The following is a 2,088-nucleotide window of genomic DNA, read 5'->3' as shown; positions in this document are numbered from 1 at the left end:
GAAATCTCGCGAAGGGGGAACCTCTTATGATTCTAGACGTTCGAAAACCGCTCTAGCGTTGCCGCCTGATTGAGTATCGTGAGAAGCTTCGGGCGCCGCGTCGACGGAATCCCCGTCATCGGAGTCTCCAAAGGCTCAGAACCTGATTTCCCTCAGACTGTGCTTATAAATTTCATGGAAAAGCTTTAATGGCGATGCGTATCGCATGGCTCTCCGACATCCAGTCACATATCTGGTTTGTTTCAAGTTGCGTTGGCAAGCGGTTCAGCGAGTATTTCCTCCGGTTTATACGTTAGCTGACAAGTGCTCCAGAAGCTGTGGCCGCGTGATGGAGGGACTGGTCAAGCTCTCGCTGCTGCCGCGCGATGTCTGCGGACACTTGACGGGCCGCCACGGTGAGCGGAAGGAAGCCGCCGGGAAGCTGGCTGCAAGGGCCACGCTCGGGAGAGTCTGATCATGAAGCGCTGGGTTGATGTTGCGGCGCTTGGGGTTTCCCAGATCATTGGCTATGGAACGCTGTATTACAGCTTTAGCGTCCTTGCCCCATCCATGGCGCGTGATTTTGGCTGGACGAGCGAGTGGATTTTTGGCGCCCTGTCAGTTGCCCTGCTCGCCAGCGGTGGCGTCGCTCCATGGACGGGCAAGTGGATGGACCGCTTTGGCGCGGCCCGGATCATGGCCTTCGGTTCTGTTGCCGCTGCGCTGGCGCTGGTCGCGTGCGCCGCGACCGGGTCCGTCACGACATTTATTCCTGCGCTTGTTGCATCCCAGATCGCCGCAACATTTGTCCAGTACGGCGCGGCCTTTTCCCTGCTGGTGCAGCGTCAGCCTGAAACGGCCCAGCGCAACATCGTCTACCTGACCCTGATCGCCGGTTTTGCCTCCACGATATTCTGGCCGCTAACGGCGTGGATGCATGGGTTTCTGGGCTGGCGGCCGGTGTATCTCGTCTTCGCCGGCCTGCAACTGGCTGTCTGCCTGCCGATTCATCTGCTGCTATCCCGAAATCCGGGGCGGAAGGCGGAGGGCGACGCGCGGCGCATATCGTCGGCGACCGTCCCGCAACAAGGGCGGCTGGGGGATGTGGACCGCAAAGCCGGTTTCATCATGATGACAACGGCGTTTGCATTGCAGAGCTTTATCAGCTCCGCTGTCCTGATCCACATGTTGCCGATGCTTGCCGCGCTGGGGCTGGGGGCGGCCGGCGTTGCCGCAGGGGCATTGTTCGGGCCGGCGCAGGTTGCAAGCCGGTTGATCAACATGGTGTTCGCAAGGAACTTGGCGCAACTTCACCTGGCCATCGCCTCGGCCGTTCTTCTCGTTCTTGCATTGGTCGCGCTGGCGATTGCCGCGCCCTCATTTTGGGTGGCCATGTTGTTCGCCACCCTGTTTGGTCTGGGCAGCGGCCTGTTCAGTATCGTTGGCGGAACCTTGCCGCTGGAACTGTTTGGTCATCAGGGCTACGCCGCGCTTCAGGGGCGGGTGATGTCCGTCCGGCTCATCGTTGGCGCGGCTGCTCCATTTACATTTTCTTTCATCATGGCAAACGGCGGCGTTGGGCTGGCGCTGATGGCGGTGGCTGGCGTCGGCGTTTGCGCAACGGCAACGTTGTTGCTCATCGCGAAGCTTGCAAGTCCCGGGCGCTCATTCTGAACGCGTGCTGTGGTTCAATGCCCGGCTGGATGATGGGGCGATGATCAGCGGCGTTGTATCAGCAGGTGTGCGAAGCCCGCGCTGGACGATGGCGTACAAAAAAAATCTTGCGCGGGCGTCGGCGCATGTAGCGCCAGGTAACCAGGCAAGGGGCTCGCCGCCAGCCGGAAGCGACAATGCTGCGTACAGCGCGGGCGGCCAGTTTGATGCGGGTGGGTTCAGGCGGCGGATTGCAGGAGTGGAAATCACAGAGGGCTGCCCCACGCCATGTGACAGGCAACGGGTTCGTCCGCCTGTTGTTGATCCCAAACGCTGCCATGGCCCCTTGAAGCCGGTTCCTGACGCGCCTCCGGTCGCACGGTTTGCGTTATTCGCGCAGTTCGTCAATTGCCCGGTGAAAACATAAAAAAGCCCGGCAGCGTTGCTGCCGGGCTC

The 2,088-nt window shown here is 60.7% G+C and carries 2 protein-coding genes; one reads left to right on the top strand and one right to left on the bottom strand.

Annotated features, from left to right (window positions below; translation table 11 throughout):
- Nucleotides 1-456: 456 nt before the first annotated feature.
- The gene (gene arsK, locus IE243_RS22620) at nucleotides 457-1,653 is read left to right on the top strand and encodes an arsenite efflux MFS transporter ArsK (protein WP_191321540.1); all 1,197 of its coding nucleotides are present in this window, start codon (nucleotides 457-459) and stop codon (nucleotides 1,651-1,653) included.
- Here arsK and IE243_RS23330 read toward each other — a convergent pair.
- Nucleotides 1,645-2,088, bottom strand: a 444-nt coding sequence (locus tag IE243_RS23330; protein WP_210319966.1) for a hypothetical protein, incomplete at its 5' end; no start/stop codon positions are given. The two genes, arsK and IE243_RS23330, sit on opposite strands and share 9 nt — an antisense overlap.

The sequence above is a fragment of the Camelimonas fluminis genome (assembly GCF_014656355.1).
Classification (GTDB): Bacteria; Pseudomonadota; Alphaproteobacteria; order Rhizobiales; family Beijerinckiaceae; genus Camelimonas; species Camelimonas fluminis.
The sequence above is the reverse complement of the archived record's forward strand: the minus strand, read 5'-3'. Positions and strand labels throughout refer to the sequence as shown.

Coding starts and splice junctions, on each gene's coding strand:
- arsK (WP_191321540.1), top strand. CDS start 457: ATGAAGCGCTGGGTTGATGTTGCGGCGCTTGGGGTTTCCCAGATCATT.